At 65.4% G+C, this 23,893-nt stretch carries 24 protein-coding genes and 1 tRNA gene; 17 read left to right on the top strand and 8 right to left on the bottom strand.

All coding sequences use genetic code 11. The features are described from left to right. Window positions 1–56 precede the first annotated feature (56 nt). The 4 genes from lepB (AO716_RS10550) to AO716_RS10565 all read left to right on the top strand — a co-directional run bounded on the left by lepB (AO716_RS10550) (window position 57) and on the right by AO716_RS10565 (window position 2,626). A complete protein-coding gene (lepB, locus tag AO716_RS10550) occupies window positions 57–701 on the top strand; it encodes a signal peptidase I (RefSeq protein ID WP_055242136.1) in 645 nt (214 codons plus the stop codon). A gap of 11 nt (window positions 702–712) precedes the next feature. Beyond that, window positions 713–1,495: a signal peptidase I gene (lepB, locus tag AO716_RS10555; protein ID WP_229780502.1), complete on the top strand. Its 783-nt coding sequence runs from the start codon at window positions 713–715 to the stop codon at window positions 1,493–1,495. A gap of 128 nt (window positions 1,496–1,623) precedes the next feature. Further along, a complete protein-coding gene (locus tag AO716_RS10560) occupies window positions 1,624–2,295 on the top strand; it encodes a ribonuclease HII (protein WP_055242138.1) in 672 nt (223 codons plus the stop codon). A 7-nt stretch (window positions 2,296–2,302) separates the two neighbouring features. Further along, window positions 2,303–2,626: a DUF2469 domain-containing protein gene (locus AO716_RS10565; RefSeq protein WP_055242140.1), complete on the top strand. Its 324-nt coding sequence runs from the start codon at window positions 2,303–2,305 to the stop codon at window positions 2,624–2,626. On the opposite strand, the gene AO716_RS10570 is transcribed toward AO716_RS10565, so the two are convergent. After that, on the bottom strand, window positions 2,623–3,240 hold the full coding sequence (locus AO716_RS10570) for a GNAT family N-acetyltransferase (RefSeq protein WP_082413491.1): 618 nt from the start codon (window positions 3,238–3,240) through the stop codon (window positions 2,623–2,625). The two genes, AO716_RS10565 and AO716_RS10570, sit on opposite strands and share 4 nt — an antisense overlap. A gap of 51 nt (window positions 3,241–3,291) precedes the next feature. Here AO716_RS10570 and AO716_RS10575 point away from each other — a divergent pair, with 51 nt between their 5' ends. The 7 genes from AO716_RS10575 to AO716_RS10605 all read left to right on the top strand — a co-directional run bounded on the left by AO716_RS10575 (window position 3,292) and on the right by AO716_RS10605 (window position 9,513). Then, entirely contained in the window at window positions 3,292–3,936 is a 645-nt protein-coding gene (locus AO716_RS10575) for a hypothetical protein (protein ID WP_055240825.1), read from the top strand. Between the two features lie 119 nt (window positions 3,937–4,055). Continuing rightward, window positions 4,056–4,415 (top strand): YraN family protein, encoded by a 360-nt coding sequence (locus AO716_RS10580; protein ID WP_055240826.1) that lies wholly within the window; start codon window positions 4,056–4,058, stop codon window positions 4,413–4,415. After that, window positions 4,415–5,956, top strand: a complete 1,542-nt coding sequence (locus tag AO716_RS10585; RefSeq protein WP_055240827.1) for a YifB family Mg chelatase-like AAA ATPase — start codon at window positions 4,415–4,417, stop codon at window positions 5,954–5,956. Before AO716_RS10580 ends, AO716_RS10585 begins: the two co-directional genes overlap by 1 nt. Then, window positions 5,953–7,284, top strand: a complete 1,332-nt coding sequence (locus AO716_RS10590; protein WP_055240828.1) for a DNA-processing protein DprA — start codon at window positions 5,953–5,955, stop codon at window positions 7,282–7,284. The genes AO716_RS10585 and AO716_RS10590 overlap by 4 nt, the downstream gene beginning before the upstream one ends. Before the next feature lies 1 nt (window position 7,285). Next, window positions 7,286–7,810 carry a methylated-DNA--[protein]-cysteine S-methyltransferase gene (locus tag AO716_RS10595; RefSeq protein WP_055240829.1) on the top strand — a complete coding sequence of 175 codons (525 nt, stop codon included), beginning with the start codon at window positions 7,286–7,288 and terminating at the stop codon, window positions 7,808–7,810. A gap of 31 nt (window positions 7,811–7,841) precedes the next feature. Beyond that, window positions 7,842–8,801, top strand: a complete 960-nt coding sequence (locus tag AO716_RS10600; protein ID WP_414826579.1) for a tyrosine recombinase XerC — start codon at window positions 7,842–7,844, stop codon at window positions 8,799–8,801. A gap of 208 nt (window positions 8,802–9,009) precedes the next feature. After that, window positions 9,010–9,513 carry a DUF3145 domain-containing protein gene (locus AO716_RS10605; RefSeq protein WP_055240830.1) on the top strand — a complete coding sequence of 168 codons (504 nt, stop codon included), beginning with the start codon at window positions 9,010–9,012 and terminating at the stop codon, window positions 9,511–9,513. An 84-nt stretch (window positions 9,514–9,597) separates the two neighbouring features. Here AO716_RS10605 and fabF read toward each other — a convergent pair whose 3' ends face one another. The 6 genes from fabF to aceE form a co-directional block, all read right to left on the bottom strand. Next, window positions 9,598–10,839: a beta-ketoacyl-ACP synthase II gene (fabF, locus tag AO716_RS10610; RefSeq protein ID WP_055240831.1), complete on the bottom strand. Its 1,242-nt coding sequence runs from the start codon at window positions 10,837–10,839 to the stop codon at window positions 9,598–9,600. A 101-nt stretch (window positions 10,840–10,940) separates the two neighbouring features. Then, window positions 10,941–11,186 carry an acyl carrier protein gene (locus tag AO716_RS10615; RefSeq protein WP_055240832.1) on the bottom strand — a complete coding sequence of 82 codons (246 nt, stop codon included), beginning with the start codon at window positions 11,184–11,186 and terminating at the stop codon, window positions 10,941–10,943. 77 nt (window positions 11,187–11,263) lie between these two features. After that, window positions 11,264–12,325, bottom strand: coding sequence for a beta-ketoacyl-ACP synthase III (locus AO716_RS10620; protein WP_055240833.1), 1,062 nt, complete (start codon window positions 12,323–12,325; stop codon window positions 11,264–11,266). Then, window positions 12,322–13,278, bottom strand: a complete 957-nt coding sequence (locus AO716_RS10625; protein WP_055240834.1) for an ACP S-malonyltransferase — start codon at window positions 13,276–13,278, stop codon at window positions 12,322–12,324. Before AO716_RS10625 ends, AO716_RS10620 begins: the two co-directional genes overlap by 4 nt. A gap of 109 nt (window positions 13,279–13,387) precedes the next feature. Continuing rightward, window positions 13,388–14,617, bottom strand: coding sequence for a PucR family transcriptional regulator (locus AO716_RS10630; protein ID WP_082413493.1), 1,230 nt, complete (start codon window positions 14,615–14,617; stop codon window positions 13,388–13,390). A gap of 85 nt (window positions 14,618–14,702) precedes the next feature. After that, a complete protein-coding gene (aceE, locus tag AO716_RS10635; protein ID WP_055240835.1) occupies window positions 14,703–17,441 on the bottom strand; it encodes a pyruvate dehydrogenase (acetyl-transferring), homodimeric type in 2,739 nt (912 codons plus the stop codon). Between the two features lie 304 nt (window positions 17,442–17,745). Between aceE and AO716_RS10640 the strand changes: the two genes are divergently transcribed. The 5 genes from AO716_RS10640 to AO716_RS10660 all read left to right on the top strand — a co-directional run bounded on the left by AO716_RS10640 (window position 17,746) and on the right by AO716_RS10660 (window position 20,816). Continuing rightward, window positions 17,746–18,165, top strand: a complete 420-nt coding sequence (locus AO716_RS10640; RefSeq protein WP_055240836.1) for a DUF3052 domain-containing protein — start codon at window positions 17,746–17,748, stop codon at window positions 18,163–18,165. Window positions 18,166–18,170: 5 nt separating this feature from the next. Next, on the top strand, window positions 18,171–18,662 hold the full coding sequence (locus AO716_RS10645) for a peroxiredoxin (RefSeq protein WP_152969945.1): 492 nt from the start codon (window positions 18,171–18,173) through the stop codon (window positions 18,660–18,662). Window position 18,663: 1 nt separating this feature from the next. After that, window positions 18,664–19,611: an NAD-dependent protein deacetylase gene (locus tag AO716_RS10650; protein WP_055240837.1), complete on the top strand. Its 948-nt coding sequence runs from the start codon at window positions 18,664–18,666 to the stop codon at window positions 19,609–19,611. A gap of 85 nt (window positions 19,612–19,696) precedes the next feature. Then, a tRNA-Val gene (locus tag AO716_RS10655) sits at window positions 19,697–19,769 on the top strand. 180 nt (window positions 19,770–19,949) lie between these two features. Then, entirely contained in the window at window positions 19,950–20,816 is an 867-nt protein-coding gene (locus AO716_RS10660; protein ID WP_055240838.1) for a serine hydrolase, read from the top strand. Between the two features lies 1 nt (window position 20,817). On the opposite strand, the gene AO716_RS10665 is transcribed toward AO716_RS10660, so the two are convergent. After that, window positions 20,818–22,044: a cation:proton antiporter gene (locus tag AO716_RS10665; RefSeq protein WP_055240839.1), complete on the bottom strand. Its 1,227-nt coding sequence runs from the start codon at window positions 22,042–22,044 to the stop codon at window positions 20,818–20,820. 395 nt (window positions 22,045–22,439) lie between these two features. Here AO716_RS10665 and AO716_RS10670 point away from each other — a divergent pair, with 395 nt between their 5' ends. Next, the gene (locus AO716_RS10670; RefSeq protein WP_235472061.1) at window positions 22,440–23,750 is read left to right on the top strand and encodes a DUF2252 domain-containing protein; all 1,311 of its coding nucleotides are present in this window, start codon (window positions 22,440–22,442) and stop codon (window positions 23,748–23,750) included. Window positions 23,751–23,893: the final 143 nt, after the last annotated feature.

Raw genomic sequence — 23,893 nt, forward strand, 5'->3', positions numbered from 1 at the left:
TGTCGCAGACATCCGCGGACGGGGCTGGCCCCCGGAAGCACACGAAACGCCAGTCCATTGCGGGCTGGCGTTTCGTGCTCTGGGCCCTGGCTGGCGCCGTCGTACTGGCCGGGCTGGTCCGTGCCTTCCTCCTGGACGTTTACTACATCCCCTCCGAATCCATGCAGCCTCTGCTGGAGCCGGGGGACCGGGTACTCGTCTCCCGCACTGAGTACCGCGGATCCGGGATCCAGCGCGGCGACGTCGTAGTTTTCGACGGCCGCGGATCCCTGGCCCCGCTGCACAGCTCCGACCCCGTCCTGAAACAGGCACTGGATTCAACTGCCCAGTGGCTGGGCCTGGCGGGCAGCGACACCGTGTACATCAAGCGGGTCATCGGGGTTCCCGGCGACCGCGTGGCGTGCTGCACCGACGGCATGCTGACCGTGAATGGGCAGCCAATTCGTGAGCCTTATCTCTTCCCCGGCGACACCGGGAGCGAAACGCCGTTCGACGTCGTTGTACCCGAAGGGCGGCTGTGGCTGCTCGGCGACCACCGCTCTGATTCAGCAGATTCGCGCAGCCTGCTCGGCGCCCCGGGCGGCGGGCTGATTCCCGAAGAGCGTGTGATCGGCCGCGCACAGCGAATCCTCTGGCCTTTCGAAAGAAGTACCGAGATTGAGCGACTAGAGTTGGACACCGTATGGCATTCAGCGGAATAAGAGGACAACACATGGCGCAGGACTTCCCGGACGATCCCACCGGCGGGACCGCAGACTCCGGTGAAGCGCGCTCCCAAGCCGCCCACGCCAAGGGCAAGGACGGCAAGAACAGAGGCTTCGGCGCCTGGCTGCGCGAAGTCGTCATCATTGTTGCCATCGCGCTGCTGCTGTCCTTCCTGATCAAGACCTTCCTTTTCCGCGCGTTCTTCATCCCCTCCGGCTCCATGGAGGAAACACTGGAGATCGATGACCGGATCTTCGTGAACCTGCTGGTCCCGGAGCCTTTCGACTTGGCGCGCGGCGACGTCGTTGTCTTCAAGGACACCCAGGCCTGGCTGCCTGCCACCCAGCAGGACGACGGCGGCAACATCCTGGCCGATGCCCTGACTTTCGTGGGGCTGCTGCCGGACGAATCCGAGCAGCACCTGGTCAAGCGGATCATTGGTATGCCGGGGGACCATGTTGTGTGCTGCAATGCTGACGGGAAGGTGACCGTCAACGGCGAGCCCCTCGATGAGCCCTACCTGTATCCCGGTGCGCAGCCGTCCGAGATCCCGTTCGATGTGGTGGTGCCGGAAGGCAAGGTCTGGGTCATGGGCGACCACCGCAACGCGTCGGCGGACTCCCGCGAACACCAGAACGGACCGGGCGGCGGTTTCATCAACATCGAGGACATTGAGGGCAAGGCGGCTGTCATCGCCTGGCCGCTGGGCCGGGCAGGCTTCATTGGCAGCTACCCCGAGGTCTTCGAAAACGTACCTGATCCGTCCGGGGCGGAAACGGCGTCCAAGTGACCAGCCAGGCAGATCCCGCCCTGCGGGCACCTTCGGGGGCCACCGCAGCAGGAGCACCCCGTCCCCGGCGTGCCCGGAGTGCCGCAGCCAAGGGCCCGACACTGCGCTTTGAGCGGACCTTTGCCGCGATGGGGCACCGGGTGCTGGCCGGCTGCGATGAGGTGGGCAGGGGAGCCCTCGCCGGTCCGGTAAGCGTAGGCCTGGTTGCTGTGCAGCTCGAGTCCGTCCGCGCGCTCAAAGGCGTCCGGGACAGCAAGCTGCTGACTCCCGCAGACCGGCAGACCCTGGTTCCGCTCATCAAGAAATGGTGCCCGGCCTGGGGAGTTGGACACGCCAGCGCGGCGGAAATCGATCTCCTGGGTCTGATGGGGGCCCTGCGGCTGGCCGGCACGCGTGCCTGGACCCAGGTCTGCGAAACCCTCACACCCGACGTCGTCCTCCTGGACGGCAACCACAACTGGCTTTCCCCCGAAATGCAGGCGAGCCTGTTTGACGAGCCGTCTGATGATGACGACGCCGCCTGCACTGCACCGGTGCACACGCGGATCAAAGCGGACATGACCTGCCTCAGCGTTGCGGCAGCCTCTGTCCTGGCGAAGGTGGAGCGGGACGCCATGATGGTGGAGTACTCCTCCCTGCACCCGGAATACGGCTGGGACGTCAATAAGGGATACGCCACCGAAGCACACCGCGCAGCCATCGATACACTCGGACCTTCACCGCTGCACCGCCTGTCCTGGCGGCTGGGAACAGGACGAACAGACGAAGATGGGCCCGCGCCGGGCCCGGTTGGGGGATGATGGTGCAATGAGCGCAGAGGATCTTGAGAATTACGAAACAGATATGGAGCTGCAGCTCTACCGCGAATACCGCGACGTTGTGGGGCTGTTCAGCTACGTGGTGGAAACGGAACGGCGCTTCTACCTGGCCAACCACGTAGACCTGCAGGCACGCAGCGCCGACGGCGAAATCTACTTCGACCTGACACTGCAGGATGCCTGGGTCTGGGATGTCTACCGGTCCGCGCGGTTCGTTAAAAGCGTCCGGGTCATCACCTTCAAGGACGTCAACGTTGAGGAGCTCACCCGCAACGACGACCTCACCCTGCCCAAGGCGGAGGAACTCGGCTAGTCGTCCGTCAGGGGCCTGCCGGGTCCAGCCGGCGCCTGCGGAACGCTGGGCAGCAGGGCCAGGCAGTCGCTCCACAGGATCCGGGGGACGCGCGGGGCGTCCGATTCCAGCTCCGAAAACCAGCCGTCCACCATTTCTCCGCGATGGGCCAGCAGCCGCGGAACTGTTACGGGCAATGGAAACCCGTTGCGCCACACTGCTTTGTAACTCCCCAGATTCCCCACGTTGGCGGTCCAGTTCAGGCTCTCCCAGCCCAGCGTGTCGAATGCGTAGGAGACGGCCAGCCGGACAGCCCGGCTCATCAGCCCCTTGCCGCGAAACCGCGGCGACGTCACGAACCCGAGGCTTCCGGTGCCCGCGCCCTGCCGGCGCAGGTCGATACTGCCGGCATACTCTCCGTTTTCTTCCAGTGCCCAGGACACAATGTCCTGCTGCGGAACCCCGACGGCGGCGATGTAGTTCAGCGCCATCTCACGCGTGTAATCCAGCGGCACGGTGGTCCAGGCAATGGTCAGCGGATCCCGTGAGCGTTCCACCACGGCATCCGCATCGGACTGCAGATGAGGCCGCAGCAACAGCGACTCATCCTGCAGCATTGGGATCCCAAGCACCATTTCCCAAAGGTACCGCGCCGCCCTTGGCTGCCGGCATCTTAGACTGCCTAGATGGCTGCATCCACGCCTGATCCGCTTCCCCGGCACAACCGGGATTTGTCCGGTGTGCTTTCAGGGGTGCGCATCTATGCGCAGCTTAAGCCCGACGGCGCGGGGCTGGACAGGCTGCTGCGTCTCCAGTCCGCCGTGCGGGAAAGGGCCCCGCGGGCCCGGCCTGTCAGCTCCGGCAGGGTGCACCTGACCCTGATCCACTTCGGGAAGGCCGACGAGGCCTATGACCGGCTCGCGAAGGCCACCGGGGTCTCCAGAGAGGTCTTCGTGCTGGCACTTGCCGATTATCTGGACGAATCCGAGGCAGCACTGCCGGCACAGGATTTTGTCCTCTTTCCCCGTGGTTTGGCCGGCTTTGGGCGCACCGGTTCAACGCTGGCGCTGGAGTTCGATCCCACACCGGATCTTCGGGCCGTGCACGAGGCGCTTTACGGGCTGCTGCTTCTGTTTCTGGACCGCTGCGGGGTACCCGATCCGGCAGCTTACACAGCACAGGATCCGGCACTTGAGTTTTCCTCAGTGCTGCGGCCGCACATCAGCATCCTTCATGGTTTTCCCGGGGCCGGCCCTGACGCTCCGCCTCTGCCGGCTCCAGACGGCGGGCCCTTCCGGCTGCGGCCCCTGCCGGTGCTGTACCGCGCCTGAGTTTTCCGGACTCTTCCTATCCTGCACAGGCAGTCCTTCCGCGTGTGCGCCAGCTCGTTCTGTCCACACATGCCTCCGCGGCCGGTCCGGGAGGAGCCCGGACCGCACAGACTCGGGGCATGAAAGCCAAAGACCAGCTGGGCAGGGCCGGCGAGGAGTTCGCCGCGGAGTATCTGTCTGCCGCCGGCTATGACGTCCTTGAACGCAACTGGCGGTGTCCGCAGGGAGAAATCGACGTGGTCGCCAGGGATGGGAACACCCTGGTTATCACCGAGGTAAAAACAAGGTCGTCCCTGGACTACGGACATCCATTTGAAGCGGTGACCGCGGCCAAGCTCAGCCGCCTCTACCTGCTTGCGGCTGCCTGGATCAGGGAACATCCAGCCGAATGCAGCCGCTGGCGGGTGGACGCAGTGTCCGTGCTGCTGCCACGTGCCGAGCAGGAACCTGTGATCGAACACCTGAAGGGAATTGGCTGATGAGTCTGGGCAGGACCTACGGCATAGGACTCATTGGACTGGAGGGTCGGATCGTGGAAGTTGAGGCGGACATTGGCCAGTCACTCCCGGCCTTCATCCTCCTGGGGCTGCCGGATGCCTCCCTGAACGAGTCCCGCGACCGGGTCAAGTCAGCGGCAAAGAACGCGGGACTGCCGCTGAGCCGGCGCAAGATTACCGTGAACCTGATGCCGGCAGATGTCCACAAACGCGGATCAGGGTTTGACCTGGCGATCGTTATGGCAGCACTTGCCGCGGCCGGAGATGTCCGGGGCACCGGCAGGACTGTCTTCCTGGCTGAATTGGGGCTGGATGGCAGGCTGCGTCCCCTGCGTGGCGTGCTGCCTGCCGTCATGGCCGCCGTCGACGCCGGATTTCCGGACGTTGCCGTAGCCGAACCCAACGCCTCCGAAGCGGCGCTGGTGCCGGGTGCCCGGGTACGCGCTTTTGGTTCGCTTGCTGCGGTTGCGCTGGCGTACGGGGCGCGGGCGGACCAGCTGGTCTTTCCCCCGGCGGATGATGCAGGGGACACGGACATCCCGGAGTCCCCCTCAGCTGCTGCCGTCCCCGACCTTGCCGACATCGCCGGGCAGGACGAGGCCAGGTTCGCCCTTGAAGTGGCCGCTGCCGGGGCGCACCACCTTCTGATGACAGGCCCGCCGGGAGCAGGGAAGACCATGCTGGCTGAGCGGCTGCCCGGCCTGCTGCCGGACCTCGCCGATACTCCGGCAATGGAAGTGACGGCAGTCCACTCACTCGGCGGCAGGGGAGCGTCCTGCACGAGCCTGATCCGGCGCCCGCCCTTCGAAAGTCCGCACCATACAGCCACTGCGGCAGCGGTAATCGGCGGAGGGAACGGCATACCCCGGCCGGGCGCAGCGTCGCGTGCCCACCGCGGCGTGCTCTTCCTCGATGAAGCGCCGGAATTCGAAGGGCGGGTGCTGGATGCACTCCGCCAGCCGCTGGAGAACGGTCAGCTTGTCCTGCACCGGGCCGCCGGAACTGCGGTCTATCCGGCCCGATTCCAGCTGGTCCTGGCCGCCAATCCGTGTCCCTGTGGGCTGGCCAGCGGAAAGGGGACTGAGTGCACCTGCACACCGCAGCAGCGGAGGCGATACTTCAGCAGGCTTTCGGGGCCGCTCCTGGACCGGGTCGACCTGCAGCTGGAAATCCGCCGGATCTCACTTCAGGACTTCGCAGCCGCCGGTACCGCAGAACCAAGTGAAGCGGTGGCAGGCCGGGTGGCACAGGCCAGGGAACGGCAGGCGGACCGGCTTGGGCAGCTGGGCTGCGAAACCAATTCCGAGGTGCCAGGCACTGTTCTCCGGGGAGCCCTGAGGCCGGCCCGAAGCAGTACTGCGGCCCTGGACCGTGCAATGGACCGCCAGACCCTCACAGCACGCGGGTATGACCGGGTGCTGCGGGTCGCATGGTCAGTTGCGGACCTGGCCGGCCATGACAGTCCGGACGCAGACGACATCGGCCAGGCACTGGGCTTCCGGCAGCAGGCGGTGGCCGCATGAACGACCTGGAGCCGATCCTTCTCGCGCGGGCGGCCCTGTCCAGGCTCATCGAACCCTCCGACACCATTGGCCAGGCCCTCGTAGCAGCGGCGGGCCCGGTGACTGCGGCCCGCGTTGCCGCGGGCCACCAACAGGCCGGTTCCGCCCTCCGCCGTGCCACCGCCGCACTGCTGGATGAACGCGGGATACCTGCCACCGGACGTGCATTTGACGAAGCACTTCAGCGATGGCATCCGCGCGCCGCCGATCTGGCACCCCAGCGGGACCTGCAGACGGCCTCCCGCTTCGGCGGACGCGTGCTGGTCCCGGAGCAGGAAGGCTGGCCCGCAGCGCTGGCAGACCTTGGACAGGCCATGCCGTTCTGTCTCTGGAGCCGTGGTGGAGGCACGGTGCCGCCAGCCGGAAACTGCCTGGCACTCGTCGGCTCACGGGATGCGACCTCCTACGGCCTCGCGATCACGGGAGACCTCGCCGCCGGGCTGGTGCTTCGCGGTAAGACGGTTATCTCCGGTGGTGCCTACGGGATCGACGCGCAGGCTCACCGCTCGGCGCTGGCAGCAGCCGGAGGGACTACGGCCACAACACGTGCTGCCCGCGGCGGCGACCGTTCGGCCGAAGCGGGCAGCACCGTACCTGAAGCCGCTGATGCGCCGCCAACCATAGCTGTGATGGCCGGCGGCATCGACAGGTTTTACCCGGCCGGGAATGAGGACCTGCTGCGTGCTGTAGCGGACACGGGGTTGGTTCTCAGCGAGGTACCGCCTGGCTCGGCACCCACGCGCTGGCGGTTCCTTCAGCGGAACCGCCTGATTGCAGCGCTGAGTGCGGCCACGGTGGTGGTTGAAGCCAGATGGCGGTCCGGTGCCCTGAACACTGCACATCACGCCGCGGCACTGGGCAGGGGGCTCGGAGTAGTACCGGGGTCCGTCTACTCGGCGAACTCCGCCGGATGCCATCGGCTGCTGCGTGAGGGGAGCGCTGTCTGCGTCACCGACCCGGCCGAGATCCTGGAGCTGGCCGATCCTTTCACCCTGCTGCCGGCCAGCCCGGACTCAGGCAAGGAAAGCGCTGTCCTTCCAGCCGTTCATGACGGACTCTCCCCGCCAGACATTCTCCTTCTCGACGCCCTGCCGCTGCGAAAGGGCGCACTGCCCCAGAAACTTGCCGTCGTCGCAGGACTGGACCCGCCGGCCGTGCGTGCAGGGCTGGCGAGACTAGAAATCGCCGGCCTGGCGCGCAGGACGGGGGCCGGACTATGGCAGCGGTCTCACCGCCACAAACAGCAGGAAAACACAGGGACAGCCAGCACAGAACATAACGGAGACTGAAATGCGCACACACAAAGTGATCTACTCGCCGCTTGGCATCCTCACCCTCATCGCGGAGGACGGGGCACTCATTGCGGTCGAGACAGCACCTATGGGAGGGGAACTGCCGGACACAGCCCGTTTGGGCCTTGCAGCCGAGAACGGATTCGAGGCCGCCGAACGCCAGTTCGAGGAGTACTTCGCAGGGCGCCGGTGCTGCTTCGACCTGCAGGTACTGCAGACGGGAACGCCGTTCCAGGAACGGGTCTGGGAAGCTGTGAAAGCCATCCCATACGGACAGACACGCACCTACAAGCAGCTGGCCCTCGCGTTGGGGGACTCATCCAAAGCGCGTGGCGTGGGTGCCGCCCTGTCACGCAGCACCCTGGACATTGTGGTGCCGACCCACCGGGTCGTCGGCAGCAAAGGAGCGCTCACCGGCTACTCCGGGGGAGTGGACGCGAAACGGGCACTGCTGGAGCTGGAGGCGGCTCCGGGGAATGAAGTGCTTCGACAGCAGTGCTCCGGGGCCGGTGTGCCTGCTTGAAGCTGCCGCGGAAAGCGGCGAAGGTGGGACAGTGAGCAATACCAGCAAGCCCGATCCTCCAGCCGGTACGCCTAAAACCAGGCCGGCAGAGTACGCCCGGGCGCTGGAGTCCTTCTGCAGCTACCTCACCTCGGAACGCGGCCGCTCCGAGCATACCGTCCGGGCCTATGAAGGTGACGTCGCCGGGTTGCTGGACTATGCCGCCGGCCTCGGTCTGACGACCCTTGCTGACATAGACCTGCACGTCCTGCGAAGCTGGCTCGGCACGCTGAGCGACAGCGGCCTGGCGCGCGCGACGATTGCCCGGAGGGCAGCAACCGTACGTTCCTTTACCGGCTGGGCCATGCGGGAGGAACTGATTGCGGCGGATCCCGCTTTGCGGCTCAAAGCTCCCAAACGGACAAAAACCCTTCCAGGTGTCCTGCGTCCGGCCCAGGTCGAATCCCTGTTCGAGGCTTTGGCTGAGGCCGCCGCGGAGGGAGGCCCGGTAGCGCTCCGGGACCGGGCCGTGGTGGAACTGCTGTACGCCACCGGAATCCGGGTAGGCGAACTGGCCAGCCTGGACGTTGATGACCTGGACCAGGACCGCAGGACACTGCGCGTAGTCGGAAAAGGCAACAAGGAAAGAACCGTCCCCTACGGACTTCCAGCGGCACTCGCCGTCGACGACTGGCTCCGCCGCGGCCGGCCCGCACTGGCCGGGGACGGCAGCGGGTACGCGCTGTTCCTCGGACAGCGCGGACGCCGGATCGACCAGCGGCAGGTCCGGTCGGTGACGGCCGCTTTGTTTGCCGCTCTCGGGGACACCTCGGCAACAGGCCCCCACGCCCTGAGGCACAGCGCTGCCACCCACCTCCTGGACGGCGGTGCGGACCTTCGCAGCGTGCAGGAAATCCTGGGGCACAGCAGTCTCGCCACCACCCAGCTGTACACACATGTCTCCGTGGACCGTCTGCGCAAAAGCTACCAGCAGGCACACCCGCGGGCCTGAGAGACGCCGCGGCACTGCGCGCAACCCGATTCACTTACAACCAAGTAGTTTCATTGGCGTAATTGCGTAACATGCGGCACAATGATGCTAGGTCTCACGTCTGCAGCCTATGCTTTCTGCAGATTGCGAGAGTATTACGGGCTCAGAACTTCCATACCGTGCAGTGCAGGTCGTTGGGGAAGACGCACCTACAGCTACGGAGGATGGAATGACTGTTGTGATGGCGCACGGCGTATTGTTCGTGCACTCAGCCCCTTCTGCGTTGTGCCCGCATATCGAATGGGCCATCGAATCCGTCGTTGAAAAGCGCACGGACTTTGAGTGGACCCCGCAGCCGGCCGCTCCCGGAATGGTCCGGGCGGAACTCGCCTGGGCCGGCCCGCAGGGTACCGGCTCGCTGTTGGCTTCAGCGCTGCGCGGCTGGGCCCACCTGCGCTATGAAGTCACCGAAGACCCCAGCGCCGGATCCGACGGAAGCCGCTGGTCGCACACTCCGGAGCTCGGGATTTTCCACGCCACCACGGACGTGCACGGAAATATCATGGTCTCTGAGGACCGGATCCGGTATGCCTACGAAAACGGAGCCGGAGATCCGGCCGCCGTCTACCACGAACTCTCGCTGGCACTCGGCGAAGCGTGGGACGATGAACTTGAGCCGTTCCGCCACGCGGCAGACGGCGCTCCCGTCCGCTGGCTCCACCAGGTCGGTTAATTAGGCGCCAGTTCAACAACTTACTCCGCAGCCAAAAAGGCCGGGACCCCCGTGAGGGGGCCCGGCCTTTTGCGCTGCAGGATCCTAGTGGCTGCGCAGCGCCACAACAGCGTTGTGTCCGCCGAACCCAAAGGAGTTGTTCAGGGCCACGATGTCGCCGGAGGGAAGATTGCGGGCGGAGGTAACTACGTCCAGCGGAATCTCCGGATCCTGGTTATCCAGATTGATGGTCGCCGGTGCCTGCCGGGTATACACGGCCATCGCGGTCATCACAGCTTCAACAGCACCTGACGCACCCAGCAGGTGGCCGGTCTGGGACTTGGTCGCTGAGACGGCTACGTTGTCCACGTGCGCACCCAGGGCCGTCTTGAGAGCGGTGTACTCAGGCTTGTCACCAACCGGAGTCGAGGTGGCGTGGGCATTCACGTGCACCACGTCTTCGGCCTGGGCACGCGCATCATAGAGGGCAGCCTTCAGGGCGCGGGTGGCGCCAAGGCCCTCGGGATCCGGAGCGGTGATGTGGTAGGCATCTGCCGTGACTGCCGTGCCGGCGAGTTCGGCGTAGATACGGGCACCGCGCGCGACGGCGTGCTCTTCGGCTTCCAGGACGATTGCGCCTGCGCCCTCGCCCATCACAAAGCCATCGCGGTCCTTGTCGTACGGGCGGGATGCACGCTCAGGGTCGTCGTTGCGGCGTGAGAGTGCCTGCATGGAAGCAAAGGACGCCAGCGGCATCGGGTGGATGGCAGCTTCAGCGCCGCCGCAGACCACAACGTCCGCTTTGCCGGACCGGATCAGTTCCAGGCCCTGGTGCAGGGACTCGGTGCCGGATGCGCAAGCGGACACCGGTGTGTGGGCGCCGGCCCGGGCGCCGAGGTCCAGGCTCACGGCAGCTGCAGGGCCGTTCGGCATCAGCATGGGAACAGTCATCGGAAGGACACGCCGGGGACCCTTTTCGCGCAGGGTGTCCCAGGCATCCAGCAGGGTCCACACCCCGCCGATTCCGGTGGCGAAGGAAACCGCCAGCCGGTCGTGGTCGACGTCGGTTTCCGCCAGGCCGGAATCGGCCCAGGCTTCACGGGACGCGACGACGGCGAACTGGGTGGAAGGATCCATCCGCTTAGCTTCTACGCGGGAGAGGACATCAGTGGCCGGCGTGGAAACGCGGGCCGCGAAGGTGACCGGGAGGGAGTACTTCTCAACCCAGTCGTCTTCCAGGGTGCGTGCACCGGAGACGCCCTTCAGGGCGTTCTTCCACATGGTCGGGACATCTCCGCCGATCGGCGTGGTTGCGCCGAGGCCGGTAATGACTACTTTGCGGGCCATGATTCACTCTCTCGGAAAATTGGGGGCGCACCCTTGAACGGGTGCAGCGGGTGGTGCTGCAAAGGGCGGCCGCCGCACCGGCAGCGGCCGCCCCTCACGAACTACGCCTGGGCGTTGGAGATGAAGTCGACGGCGTCGCCAACGGTCTTCAGGTTCTTGACCTCTTCGTCGGGGATGCGCACGCCGAACTTCTCTTCAGCGTTGACCACGATGGTCATCATCGAGATCGAGTCGATGTCCAGGTCATCCGTGAAGGACTTGTCCAGCTCAACGGCCTCGGGGGCCAGGCCGGTTTCCTCGTTCACGATCTCTGCGAGACCGGCCAGGATTTCTTCATTGCTAGCCATGGGGGCTCCTTTTTTCGTTGGTACCGGTGCTGGACCGGCGTGGGTTTTCCAACCGCCGAGACGGTGTGGCTTGGAAACTAGGGGAGGACAACAACCTGGGCGCCGAAGACCAGGCCGGCGCCAAAGCCGATCTGCAGCGAGAGCTTCCCGCTGAGTTCGGGGTGCTCGCTGAGCAGGCGGTGGGTGGCAAGCGGGATGGATGCTGCGGAGGTGTTGCCGGCGTCGGCGATGTCCCGGGCAATGACAACGGACTCGGGGAGCTTCAGCTGCTTGGCCATTTCGTCGATGATCCGCATGTTGGCCTGGTGGGGAACAAAGGCACCGAGGTCCTCGGCAGTGATACCGGCGGCGTCGAGTGCCTGCTGCGCGGACTTTGCCATTTCCCATACAGCCCAGCGGAATACCGTCTGGCCGTCCTGGCGGAGGGTGGGCCAGAGCTTGGTTTCGCGTTCAGCCAGCACGGAGGCAGGCAGTGTTCCTTCGGCCTCGGCGGCCAGGGACAGTTCGCGGATCTCCAGCATTGAATGCGTCATGCCGATGGCTCCGGACTTGCTGCCGTCCGAGCCCCATACCGACGGACCGATGCCCGGAGTGTCTGACGGGCCGATGACAACAGCGCCGGCGCCGTCGCCCAGCAGGAAGGAGATGGTGCGCTCGGTGTTGTCGATGAAGTCCGAAAGCTTTTCGACACCAACAACCAGTACGTACTTGGCTGCGCCCGACCGGACAAGGGCATCTGCCTGGGCAATGCCGTAGCAGTAGCCGGCACAGGCTGCGGAAACGTCATACGCCGGTGCGGGAGTGGCACCCAGCCGGTCCGCTATCTGTGCGGCCGCCGACGGGGTGGCGAAGGGATGCGTGACGGTGGAGACGATCACTGCATCAAGGGCCGATCCGTCGATCCCGGCGTGGGCCAGGGCGTCGCGTCCGGCCATCTCAGCCATGTCTACTACGGAGGTGCCCTTGTCTGCCCGGTGCCGGGTGACGATGCCGGTGCGCTGGCGGATCCACTCGTCGGAGGACTCGATCCACTGGCACACATCGTCATTGCTGACGATCACGTCGGGCCGGAAAGCCCCAATGCCGTGGATACGGCTGAATTCGTTGACCGGGGACTGCTTCAGGGTGGGCGTGCTCACGCGTTACCTTCTTGGGTTGTAACTGCTGCCGCGCCGGAATGCTCGGCCACAAAGGCACGGGCAGCGGCGAGGTCTTCGGGGGATTTCAGGGCCAGGGAGGGGACGCCGCGCATACCGCGCCTGGCGAGCCCGGTAAGGGTACCGGCCGGCGGAAGTTCCAGTATCCCGGTGACGCCCATGGCTGTCATGGTCTCCATGCAGGCGTCCCAGCGAACCGGGCGTGAAACCTGGGCGATGAGGCTGTCCAGGTTGGCTTCACCGCTCACTACCGCGGCGCCGTCGTAGTTGGACAGCAGGGTCGGCAGGGGCTGGGCGGGGGAGAGCGAGGGGCGCAGGGCTTCGAGCACGCTCAGCGCCGGTTCCATGTGGGTGGTGTGGAAGGCCCCGGCCACCTTGAGCGGAATGACCCGCGCCTTCGCCGGCGGGTTCGCGGACAGCTCCTGGAGCTGTTCGAGTGTTCCTGCTGCCACGGTCTGCCCGCCGCCGTTGGCATTGGCAGCGGTGAGGCCGAGTCCGTCCAGGACCCTGGCGACGTCCTCGGGGTCACCGCCGAGTATGGCGGACATGCCGGTGGGAACCTCGGCAGCTGCGCGGGCCATTGCATTGGCGCGCTCCCGGACAAAGAGCAGCGCGTCCTGTTCGGTCAGGGCGCCTGCTACGGCGGAAGCGGTGATTTCACCAACGGAGTGACCGGCGACGACGGTTGCTGCGGTCAGAGCGCCGGTGTCCAGCAGCTGCCTGGCTGCGATCAGTCCCGCCGCCACGATCAGCGGCTGGGCGACGGCGGTGTCCTTGATCGTTTCTTCATCCGAGACGGTGCCGTGGGCAACGAGGTCAAGGCCCGCGGTGTCCGAGAGCGCTTCGAGGTGCTCCCGCACTCCGGGCAGTTCCAGCCACGGAGCGAGGAAGCCTGGCGTTTGTGACCCCTGGCCGGGGCAGACGATTGCAAGCACGTATCAAGCTTTCCAAAGAGGGACAGGTTTGCCGGGTGTTTAGGTGAACCAAGCTCACCGAGGCGCGTTGTAGGAAGTCTACAAGTGGTGCGCAGGTGGGCAAGTGCGTTTAGGAGCGGGCTGCCTGCCGTTCGGGAACGGCCTTGCCCGCCGGTGAAAGCCGCCCGACGACGAGGGCGGTCTGCAGTACGAAGGCTTCGCGGGGCAGCATGGGATCCCATCCGGTGATATCGCAGACGCGGCGAAGCCGGTAGCGGACAGTGTTGGCGTGCACGAACAGTTCGCGGGCCGTGGCCTCCAGGGAGTGCCCGAGGGAGAGGTAGGCGGAGAGTGTTTCAGCCAAGCCGTTGGAGGCGGCCAGCAGGGGCCGGTAGATGCTGCGGACCAGCGCCTTGCGTGCCGTGTCATCACCGGACATGACCCGCTCCGGCCAGAGGTCGTCGGCGGCCACCGGGCGGGGCGCCGCGGGCCAGGCCCGGGCAGCAGTCAGGCCGGCAAATGCCGCCTGGGCGGACGGGCCCGCTTCAACGAGTGATTCCGCAGGGGGCCCGTAAACAACCGGGCCGGGGCCGAACAGATCTGCCAGCCGGGACAGGGCGCCGGACTTTTCGCTCATGCCGCCCAGCACCAGGATCAGCCTGTCTCCCTGGATGCCCACGAGGGTGTCTTCGGCCAGGCGTCCTGCCACCCGCCGCAGTTCGTTGACGAAGGAGGGGCTGGGATCCGCTGGCGAGCTGCCAACAATGACGGTCACTCCGGCGGTGGAAGTCCAGCCGACGGCGGCGATGCGGGAGCGAAGGGCATCCGAGCTTTCCCCGCGGAGAATTGCATCCACTACAAGGGCTTCCAGCCGGGTATCCCAGGCGCCGCGCGTTTCTGCGGCGCGGGCGTAGACGTCCGCTGCTGCGAAGGCCACCTCCCGTGAATAGCGGAGAACTGCTTCGCGCAGCGGTCCCTGCACGGAACCGGCGGCCAGCTCGGGCACGCGGTCTTCCACTACCTGCACGACCACACGGATCAGTGCCAGCGCCTTTTGCAGGCTGATGGCGCGGGTCAGTTCGGTGGGGGCGGTGCCAAAGACATCGCTGAGGACCCATGCCGGGGAGGCGGGACGTTCGTACCAGTTGACGAAGGAGGCAATGCCCTTCTGGGCCACCATTCCCAGCGCAGAGCGCTCATCCGGCCGCAGTCCCCGGTACCAGGGGAGGGAGACATCGAGCTGTTTGAGGGTGGCGGTGGAGAGCTTGCCGATGTTGGCTTTGAGCCGCTCCAGGATCAGTGGATCGGCACCGCTTTGCGGCGCCTTTGTTTCCTGTGGCGTACTGCGGGTCACTGGCATCCTCGAAGCTTACGGCCTTCGGTCTCCAACCTCCATTTTGTGTGAAGGCTACAACTGTGAGTCTCCCGCCCTGCCGCCGTCGGGCCTAGGCGTCACCCCCGGCGTTGCCGCTGGTGCCCTTGGTGACATCCAGCAGGTGGTACCGGCTGATCGCTTCGGAGGGTGCCTTGGAATCGACTTCGCCGCGGCGGGCGAGCATTTCCAGGGCACGGACCACCACGGAGTGGCTGTCGATCTTGAAGAAACGCCTGGCTGCAGCCCGTGTGTCGGCGAAGCCGAACCCGTCAGCGCCCAGGGACGCGAACTCGTTTGGCAGGAACTGGCGAATCTGGTCCGGAACGGCTTTCATGTAGTCCGAAGTTGCCACCACCGGACCGGTCGCACCGGCCATCTGCTGGGTTACGAACGGCACCCTGGGTTCCTCATCGGGGTGCAGGAAGGCTTCTTCCTCAGCAGCCAGGCCATCGCGGCGCAGTTCGTTCCACGAAGTCACCGACCACACATCCGCCGAAACCTTCCAGTCCTCGGCCAGGAGCCGCTGGGCTTCCAGCGCCCACGGCACGCCGACACCGGAGGCGAGCAGCTGGGTGCGCGGCCCGTCAATCGACGCGGGGGAGAGCAGGTAGATACCCCGGATCACACCTTCAACGTCCAGATCCTCCGGTGCCTTGGGCTGAAGGATCGGTTCGTTGTACGCCATGATGTTGTAAATGACGTTCGGGTCCTTGGAATCCGGACCGTACATGTCATCCAGGCCCTGGCGCACAATGTGGCCGATCTCGTAGCCATAGGCCGGATCGTAGGTCTTCACCGCGGGGTTGGTGGAGGCCAGGATCGGGGAGTGGCCGTCGGCGTGCTGCAGGCCTTCGCCGGTAAGGGTGGTGCGGCCGGCAGTTGCGGAGACCATAAATCCGCGGGCCATCTGGTCAGCTGCTGCCCAGATGAAGTCCCCCGTGCGCTGGAACCCGAACATCGAGTAGAAGATGTAGACCGGAATCAGCGGCACGCCCTGCGTTGCGTATGAGGTGCCCGCGGCGGTGAAGGCCGCTATTGACCCGGCCTCGTTGATGCCAACATGCACAATCTGGCCCTGGGGTGATTCCTTGTACGCCAGCACCAGGTCCCGGTCCACGGAAAGATAGTTCTGGCCCTGGGGGTTGTAGATCTTCGCCGTCGGGAAGAACGAGTCCATGCCGAACGTCCGGGCTTCATCCGGGATGATCGGCACAATCCTCATACCGAACTCCTTGTCCCGCATCAGGTCCTTGAGCAGCCGCACAAACGCCATGGTGCTGGCCGCCAGCTGCTTGCCGGAGCCGCGGTTCGCAACCTCGTAGGACTTCTCTCCGGGGAGATGGATCGGCTTGTAGTCCGTGCGGCGTTCCGGGAGGAACCCGCCGAGTTCACGGCGCCGGTCCAGCATGTACCTGATCTCCGGTGCCTGCGGCCCCGGGTTGTAGTACGGCGGCTGGTACGGGTCCGCTTCGAGCTGCTCGTCGGTGATCGGGATTCGGAGTGAGTCCCGGAACAGCTTGAGGTCATCCAGGGTGAGCTTCTTCATCTGGTGCGTGGCGTTGCGCGCTTCGAAGTGCGGACCGAGGCCGTAGCCCTTGACCGTATGGGCCAGGATGACGGTGGGCTTTCCCTTGAACTCCAGCGCCGCCTTATAGGCCGCGTAAACCTTCCGGTAGTCGTGCCCGCCGCGCTTCAGGTTCCAGATGTCGTCATCGGAAAGACCGGACACCATGGCCTTGGTCTGCGGGCTCTTCCCAAAGAAGTGGTCGCGGATAAACCCGCCGGACTCGCCCTTGTAGGTCTGGTAGTCGCCGTCGACCGTCGAATTCATGATGTCCACCAGCGCGCCGTCGTCGTCGGCGGCGAGCAGCGGGTCCCACTCGCGGCCCCAGAGAACTTTGATGACGTTCCAGCCGGCACCGCGGAAGAACGCCTCGAGTTCCTGGACAATCTTGCCGTTGCCGCGCACCGGACCATCCAGCCGCTGCAGGTTTGCGTTCACTACGAAGGTGAGGTTGTCCAGCTTGTCGTTGGCCGCCACATGGAGCAGGCCGCGTGATTCCGGCTCATCCATCTCACCGTCACCCAGGAACGCCCAGACGTGCTGGTTGGAGGTGTCCTTCATGCCGCGGTTGTCCATGTAGCGGTTCAGCTGTGCCTGGTAGATCGCGTTCATGGGACCAATGCCCATGGAAACGGTGGGGAACTCCCAGAAGTCCGGCATGTTCCGCGGGTGCGGATAGGACGAAAGGCCGTGGCCTTCGCGGGACTTCTCCTGACGGAACCCGTTCAGGTCCTCTTCAGTCAGCCGTCCTTCGAGGAAGGCGCGGGCATACATTCCCGGCGCAGCGTGCCCCTGGAAGAAGACCTGGTCGCCTCCGCCGGGGGCATCCTTGCCGCGGAAGAAGTGGTTCATGCCCACTTCATAGAGGGTGGCAGCACCCGCGAAAGTGGAGATATGGCCGCCGACGCCGATGCCCGGGCGCTGCGCCCGGTGCACCATGATTGCAGCGTTCCAGCGCATCCAGGCCCGGAACCTCCGTTCAATCTCCTCGTCGCCGGGAAAATCGGGTTCCTGGTCCACCGGAATGGTGTTCACGTAGTCCGTGGTGGTCACCATGGGAACGCCTACGGAATGCGCACCGGCCCGCTGCAGGAGCGTGCGCATGATGAACTGGGCCCGTTCGGTTCCCTCGGTGCGGATCAGGTCATCCAGGGACTGGACCCATTCGGAGGTCTCTTCGGGATCATTGTCGGGCAGCTGGCCGGTGAGCCCGCTGAGGATATCCGTCTTGTCTTCTGCGGCCACGAAACTCTCCTATGCACAGGTGGTGCCTGGAACCTGCCGCTGCGGGGGTCCTTTGCCTGCGGGGACGTTTCCGCGGTCGGCCGGATGCCGGGGACATACGCGCCGCGGGTACCCGCCGTGCGTGTCCTTTTAGCCACTGTAGACCGGCAGCCGCGGCTTGCGTAGCCTTCCCGGCGAAGGCCGTTCCCGGTCCGTGGAACCCTTGAAGCTTGCCGGTTAAAGGTGTTCCCTTGAGTCAGGAAAAGGGCAGTTCGGGCCAAGATGTGATTCCCTTGTATTTATGCAGTCAACCAGGAGGAGTGAAGTGAGCGAGGCCGATGCCGTCACAGAGAAAAACGTGGCGGAAAGAATGGGTTTCAAAGACGGCGACCTGATTCAGGAATTCGGCTACGACGAGGACGTGGACTTCGATCTCCGTGAGGACCTCGAAGAGCTGTCCGGCGGTGAGCTCCTTACCGAGGACGACCATGAGGTTGTTGACGGAGTGATCCTGTGGTGGCGGTCCGATGACGGCGACCTCGTGGATGCGCTGGTAGATTCCCTGACCACGCTCGACGACGGCGGCGTTGTGTGGGTACTGACCCCCAAGTCCGGCCGGGACGGATATGTTCCGCCGGCAGACATCGAAGAAGCGGCACCGACGGCCGGGCTGCACGTGACCACCTCTCCCGGCGTCAGCCAGGACTGGGCAGCCACCCGACTGGTCAGCCGCAGGAAGAAGTAGCCGGCTTGGTATCTGCTGCAGCAGGGGTTCCGCGCATTGGGGACCCGGCTCCGGCTTTCGAGCTCCCCAACCAGTACGGGGAAACGGTAAGGTCCGGGGACCTGGCCGGCGCCCCGGCGGTGCTGGTCTTCTATCCGTTTGCCTTTTCCCGCGTCTGCCTGGGCGAGCTGGATGAGCTTGCCGCCCTGCAGCCGCAGTTCCGGACCGCAGGAGCACGGCTCCTTGCAGTCTCCTGTGACCCCAAGTACTCCCTGCGGGCATGGGCCGCCGAGCAGGGCTGGGACTTTGACCTGCTCTCGGATTTCTGGCCGCACGGCGCGGCTGCACGCAGCTACGGCGTATTCCAGGAAGACCGGGGGATGGCGGCGCGGGCCAGCTTCATCATCGGAGTAGACAACACGGTGAAGGAGATCCTGCGTTCGGACCTGGACATGCCGCGCAGCCCCGGCGACTATGTCCGGGCACTCGCGGATCTGTCCTCCGTGGAACGGAGCTGAGATGGCTGAGCCTGTATCCCGTGGAACGGGGCTGACCGGATTCGTCACGCGTGAAGCGTCCGAGGCCTCCGCGGAACCCAGCGCAGCCGAGCGCCGCCAGCTCGATGCCGCCGTCGGCCTCCTCTCCGGCCGCCGGATCGCACTGCTGACCGGTGCCGGCCTGAGCACCGACTCAGGGATTCCCGACTACCGCGGACCGGACGCCCCGCCGCGCAACCCCATGACCTATCAGCAGTTCGTCGGGGATCCGGTGATGCGCCAGCGGTACTGGGCCCGGAACCACGTGGGCTGGCACCATCTCCGGCATGCCGTGCCCAACGCAGGGCATGAAGCGGTGGTCCATCTGGAAGAACGCGGACTGCTGACCGGCGTCATTACGCAGAACGTGGACCGCCTGCACAGCGACGCGGGCAGCATCAGGGTCATTGACCTGCACGGACGGTTCGACCGTGTGGTCTGTCTTTCCTGCGGATCGGTCTACACCCGGGAGGGCCTGGCCAGGCTGCTGGAACGGCTAAACCCCGGGTATTTGGAAAGAGTTGCGGCGGAGGGCGACATAGCACCTGACGCCGATGCGGAGATCACGGACACCGAAGGTTTCACCGTCGCGGACTGTCCCGTGTGCGAAGGCATGCTGAAGCCGGACTTCGTGTACTTCGGTGAGAACGTCCCCAAGGAACGCGTCCGGCTGGCCTATGCCGCCGTGGACGACGCCGGTGCCCTCCTGGTGGCCGGATCCTCGCTGACGGTGATGAGCGGGCTCCGGTTTGTCCGCCATGCATCGAAGGAAGGCAAGCCGGTGGTCATTATTAACCGCGGGCAGACGCGCGGGGACGACCTGGCCGATCTGAAGATCGACATGGGCGTAGGCACGGCCCTGCAGTACCTTGCACGGAACCTGCCCGATCCCGGCCCGCGGTCCGAAAACCACGCCAGAGACACTGATTAGGCGAACGGGGGAATGATCCGGTAATGTAATTCCTCGTGATGCGGCGCTGGCCGGGTTTGTCCCCGCTGGCATAACGGGTCACTTTGGGTCTTTAGCTCAGCTGGTAGAGCGCCACGTTTACACCGTGGATGTCATCGGTTCGATCCCGGTAGGACCCACCGGCAAAACCCGCCTCCGGAGAAATCCGCAGGCGGGTTTTTTCGTGCCCGGCACGCGTTTGGACAGACTCCCAGGTGTGCCAAGCGGCCGCACACCGAACTCAAAGATTCCGGTGCTATCAAGGAAAAGGGTGTGGCTTTCACACCGCTGACCAACAGCAGCTGAAAGATTAAGGCACTTTGCGCACTGACCTCCTCAAACCTGCGGCAGCTCTCCTGCTCAGTGCAGGGCTGCTCTCCACTGCCATCACCGGATGCACGGGCCAGCCCGCACCGCAGTCCGTTACGGTGCCGGGCAGCCCGGCAACGCCGTCGGCCAGCTCTGAACCGGAACTGGCGCTGCGCATGGAACTGGACCGCTATGCGGCGGAGACCGGCGCCGATTTTTCCGTCGCCATTTACGAGTACGGGTCTAACCGCGCCTGGTCCTACCAGCCGGACGGCAGATACCTCGAAGCGAGCCTGGTTAAGGTCCCGATTCTCCTCACCCTGCTTCGCCAGGCCACGGAAGAGGACCGCGAACTGACGGCCGAGGAGATGGAGCTGGCTGAACTGATGATCTGCCAGAGTGACAACGCGGCTACCGATGAGCTGTATGCGCGGACGGGCGGGGCCGGGGAACTGCAGCGGACCTACGGTCTGCTGGGTGTGAGCGGCACAGAGGCCAGCGAGGTCTGGGGAGCCAATGAAACCACCGTGGAGGACCAGCTGAGGATCACTACGGCGGTGGCCCGCGGGGTGGACTGGATCAGCGCAGGGCTGCAGGATTACGCCGTCCAGCTGCTGGAAAGCGTCGTTCCGGAGCAGGCATGGGGGATCAGCGCCGGCATCCTGGACCCGCTGGCCCAAGTTGGGCTGAAGAACGGCTGGCTGCAGGACGATTTCCTGGCCTGGAACGTTTCCAGCTCGGGCTTTGTGGTCGGGGCAGGCTCGGAGTACAGCATCGTTGTGCTTACAGCGGGCACAGAGACACTGGATCAGGGCATCACCGTGCTGGAGGGGGCTGCGGCGATTGTGAACCGCTGGGAACTGGGAGCAGGAGGCTAGCTCACTCGCTCCGCGCAGACGGCCTCCGGTCGGCGGGACCGGATTCAGTCCACCGGTGGTATGCCGCAACCAGCGGCCTGGCTGAGAACCCGTGGGCGAACACACTAAGCCCCACAGTGACAACCACTGCGGTCAGCAGCGTCTCGGCAGCGGGGGTGCCGCGTTCAAAGGCGAGGATTGCGAACACCACAGAGGCAAGTCCGCGGGGACCGAACCAGCCCAGGAACGCCAGCGTTTGCCACGGCGCCCCGGTTCCGGCCATAGCCGTTCCGACCGACAGCATCCGCACTGCCGTCAGGCTGAGCACTGCGTAGACGACAATCTGCCAGGTGATGTGGGGCAGGGCAGCGGGAATGGCAGCGGCACCGAAGATCATCCACGTCGCCGCCGCAAGAATGCCACCCGTTTCTTCCGTGAACCTGGTGGCTTCGCCGTCACCGGTGCCGTGCGCCAGCCGGAAGGCCAGCCCCGCCACAAAGGCCGCCAGGAAAGCACTCCCGCCCAGGGTTACTGCCGCAGCGTAGGCGGCCAGGGCCACGGCCAGCGTGCATGGCTGGCGCCAGCGGGTTTCGAACCATCCGCGCCTGGCAGCCGCACGCTGCAGGTACCCGCCGGTGCAGCCGATAAGCACCCCTGCGGCCAGTCCCCAGCCGATTTGCTGGGCCAGCGCGGCAGCAATTGCGGAGGGCACGCTGTCATCCAGCACGGACATTGTGATGTCCAGGGAGACCAGGAAAAACGGTACCGCGATGCCGTCGTTCAATCCGCTTTCCACGTTCAGTGCCCGCCGCACCGGAACCGGGACTGAGGGATCTTCCACTACCCGGTGGCCCAGGGCGGCGTCGGTGGCGCACAGCATGGCCGAGAGAAGAAAGACGCTCGAGAGGGAAAGGGAGGGGAGCAGGACCGCCCCGGCGGCGAAGCCGAGCAGCAGCGTCAGCGGGAGCCCCAGCCCCAGCAGGCGGGCGGGCCAGCCCGGGCTGCGGCGAAGCGCCCCCAGATCCAGGCGTGCGGCGTCGTTGAACAGCAGGAATACCAGCGCCAGCTCTGCTACCCGCAGAACAGAGTGGGTTTCCAGCGATATCCCCAGCTGATCGCCAAGCGCCAGCCCAAGGATGAGCCCGGATACAACGAATGCAATGGCTGATGTCACGCCCCGGCGGCCCAGCGGGCCGGAAAAGGCACTGAGCAGGATCAGGGCTGCGGAACCGAGCAGTAACGCAATCATGCTGTTCCTCCCGTGCCTGCAGTTCCTCGCGGTCGTGCGGCCCCGCGGAAACTGTTCTGGCACCCAAGCTACGAGACCGTGCCCGGCCCGTATAGGGTTCCGCCGTGCACAGGCGGGGGAGAGGTTGCCTTCCTGCCGGATGCCGCTGGTTCCGCAGGGTCTCCCGCAGACTGGATCAGGGCGGTATTCTGTGGGGGCTGTTTGCGGTGCGGCAGCGCCGCCGGCCTTCGGCCCGGACAGCACCACAAGCCTGCGAGAGGTCGCCGATCATGGTCAGGACCAGAACCAGTCATCTGAGCGTCGGAGCGCGTACGGACAATGGCCGGACACGGCGGGAAAAAACGCCGCGGTCAGTTCATGGAAACTGGGTCCCTGCTCCCCGAAGGCGGGACCCGGTGGCGCTTTTGGAGGAACAAAACCTTACCCGGGAACCGGACCTGGTGCCGGTCCGGCACGGCCGCATGATCGCCTCAGCCCTGACCTTCTACCGCGGAGCGGCCAAGATCATGGCCTCCGACCTCAAAGACATTCCCAGGAGCGGGCTGAGCGTCCAGCTCTGCGGGGACGCGCACCTGTCCAACTTTGGGGTGTTCGCCTCGCCTGAACGGCGCATGCTGTTTGACCTCAACGATTTCGACGAGACCCTTCCGGGGCCTTTCGAATACGACGTACTGCGGATGGGAGCGAGCTTCACGATCGCAGCCAGGAACAATCTTTTCAGCCCCGGACAGGCACACCTGATAACCACGGCGGCCCTTCGGTCCTACCGCGAAGCGATGCTCCGCTTTGCGACGATGGGCATCCTGGAAATCTGGTATGCCCGGCTGGAGGAACAGGATGTACTCAAAGCCATCCAGCTGGCAGTGGGCAGCAGCAAGGGAAGCGGCCGGAAGAAAGCTGCCAAACAGGCCGGTCTCATGGCAGAAAAGACTGTTCTCAAGGCGCGCTCCAGGGACAGCCTGCAGGCTCTGTCCAAACTGGCGGAACTGGTGGACGGGAAGTACCGCATAGTCAGCCAGCCACCCATCGTCATTCCGGCGCGGGACGCTCATGCTTCCTTCGGGATGTCGGCCGGCGAGCTTCGGCGGGCCGTCCACGAGCAGCTCAGGTCATATCGGGACACGCTCCAGGACGACCGAAGACAGCTCCTGGAACGTTTCGAATTCGTCGATGCAGCACGCAAGGTGGTGGGGGTAGGCAGCGTCGGCACCCGCTCCTTCATTGTCCTGCTGCAGGGCCGCGATTCGCGTGACCCGCTCTTCCTGCAGGTCAAGGAGGCGACCCCGTCCGTGCTGGAAGACCACCTTCCCGGCAGCCAGTACCGGCAGCCGGGCGAACGCATTGTCCAGGGCCAGCGCAGCATGCAGGCTGCGAGCGACCCGTTCCTGGGCTGGACCAAAGGAGTGCAGGCCAACCGGTTCATGTACTGGCGGCAGCTGCGGGACATGAAAGGTGCCGCGGCGGTGGAAGCGATGCGGCCCCTTGGCATGGAGTTCTATGCACAGTTGTGCGGCTGGACGCTGGCGCGGGCCCACGCAAGAACGGGGGATCCGGTGGCAATGGCAGCCTATCTTGGCCGGGGCACGAAATTTGATGAGGCGGCTGCTGCATTCTGCGAACGTTACGCGGACCAGAATGAACGTGATTACCAGGCCTTTGCCGAAGCTGTGCGGTCCGGTCGGCTGAGCGCGGTGGAAGGCGTGTAGCGGCCGGAACAGGCCGGTGCGGGATGCGCTGCGGGCTCCGGGGCCGGGCCTCCGCGCCGCGCCGTGTGGCGGCAGCTCCGCCGGGAGAATAGGCTGGAGGCTGAAGACGGCGTATACACACGCCGAGTCCGTGCTGCCGTCAG

The sequence above is a fragment of the Arthrobacter sp. Edens01 genome (assembly GCF_001307035.1).
Lineage (GTDB): Bacteria > Actinomycetota > Actinomycetes > Actinomycetales > Micrococcaceae > Arthrobacter_B.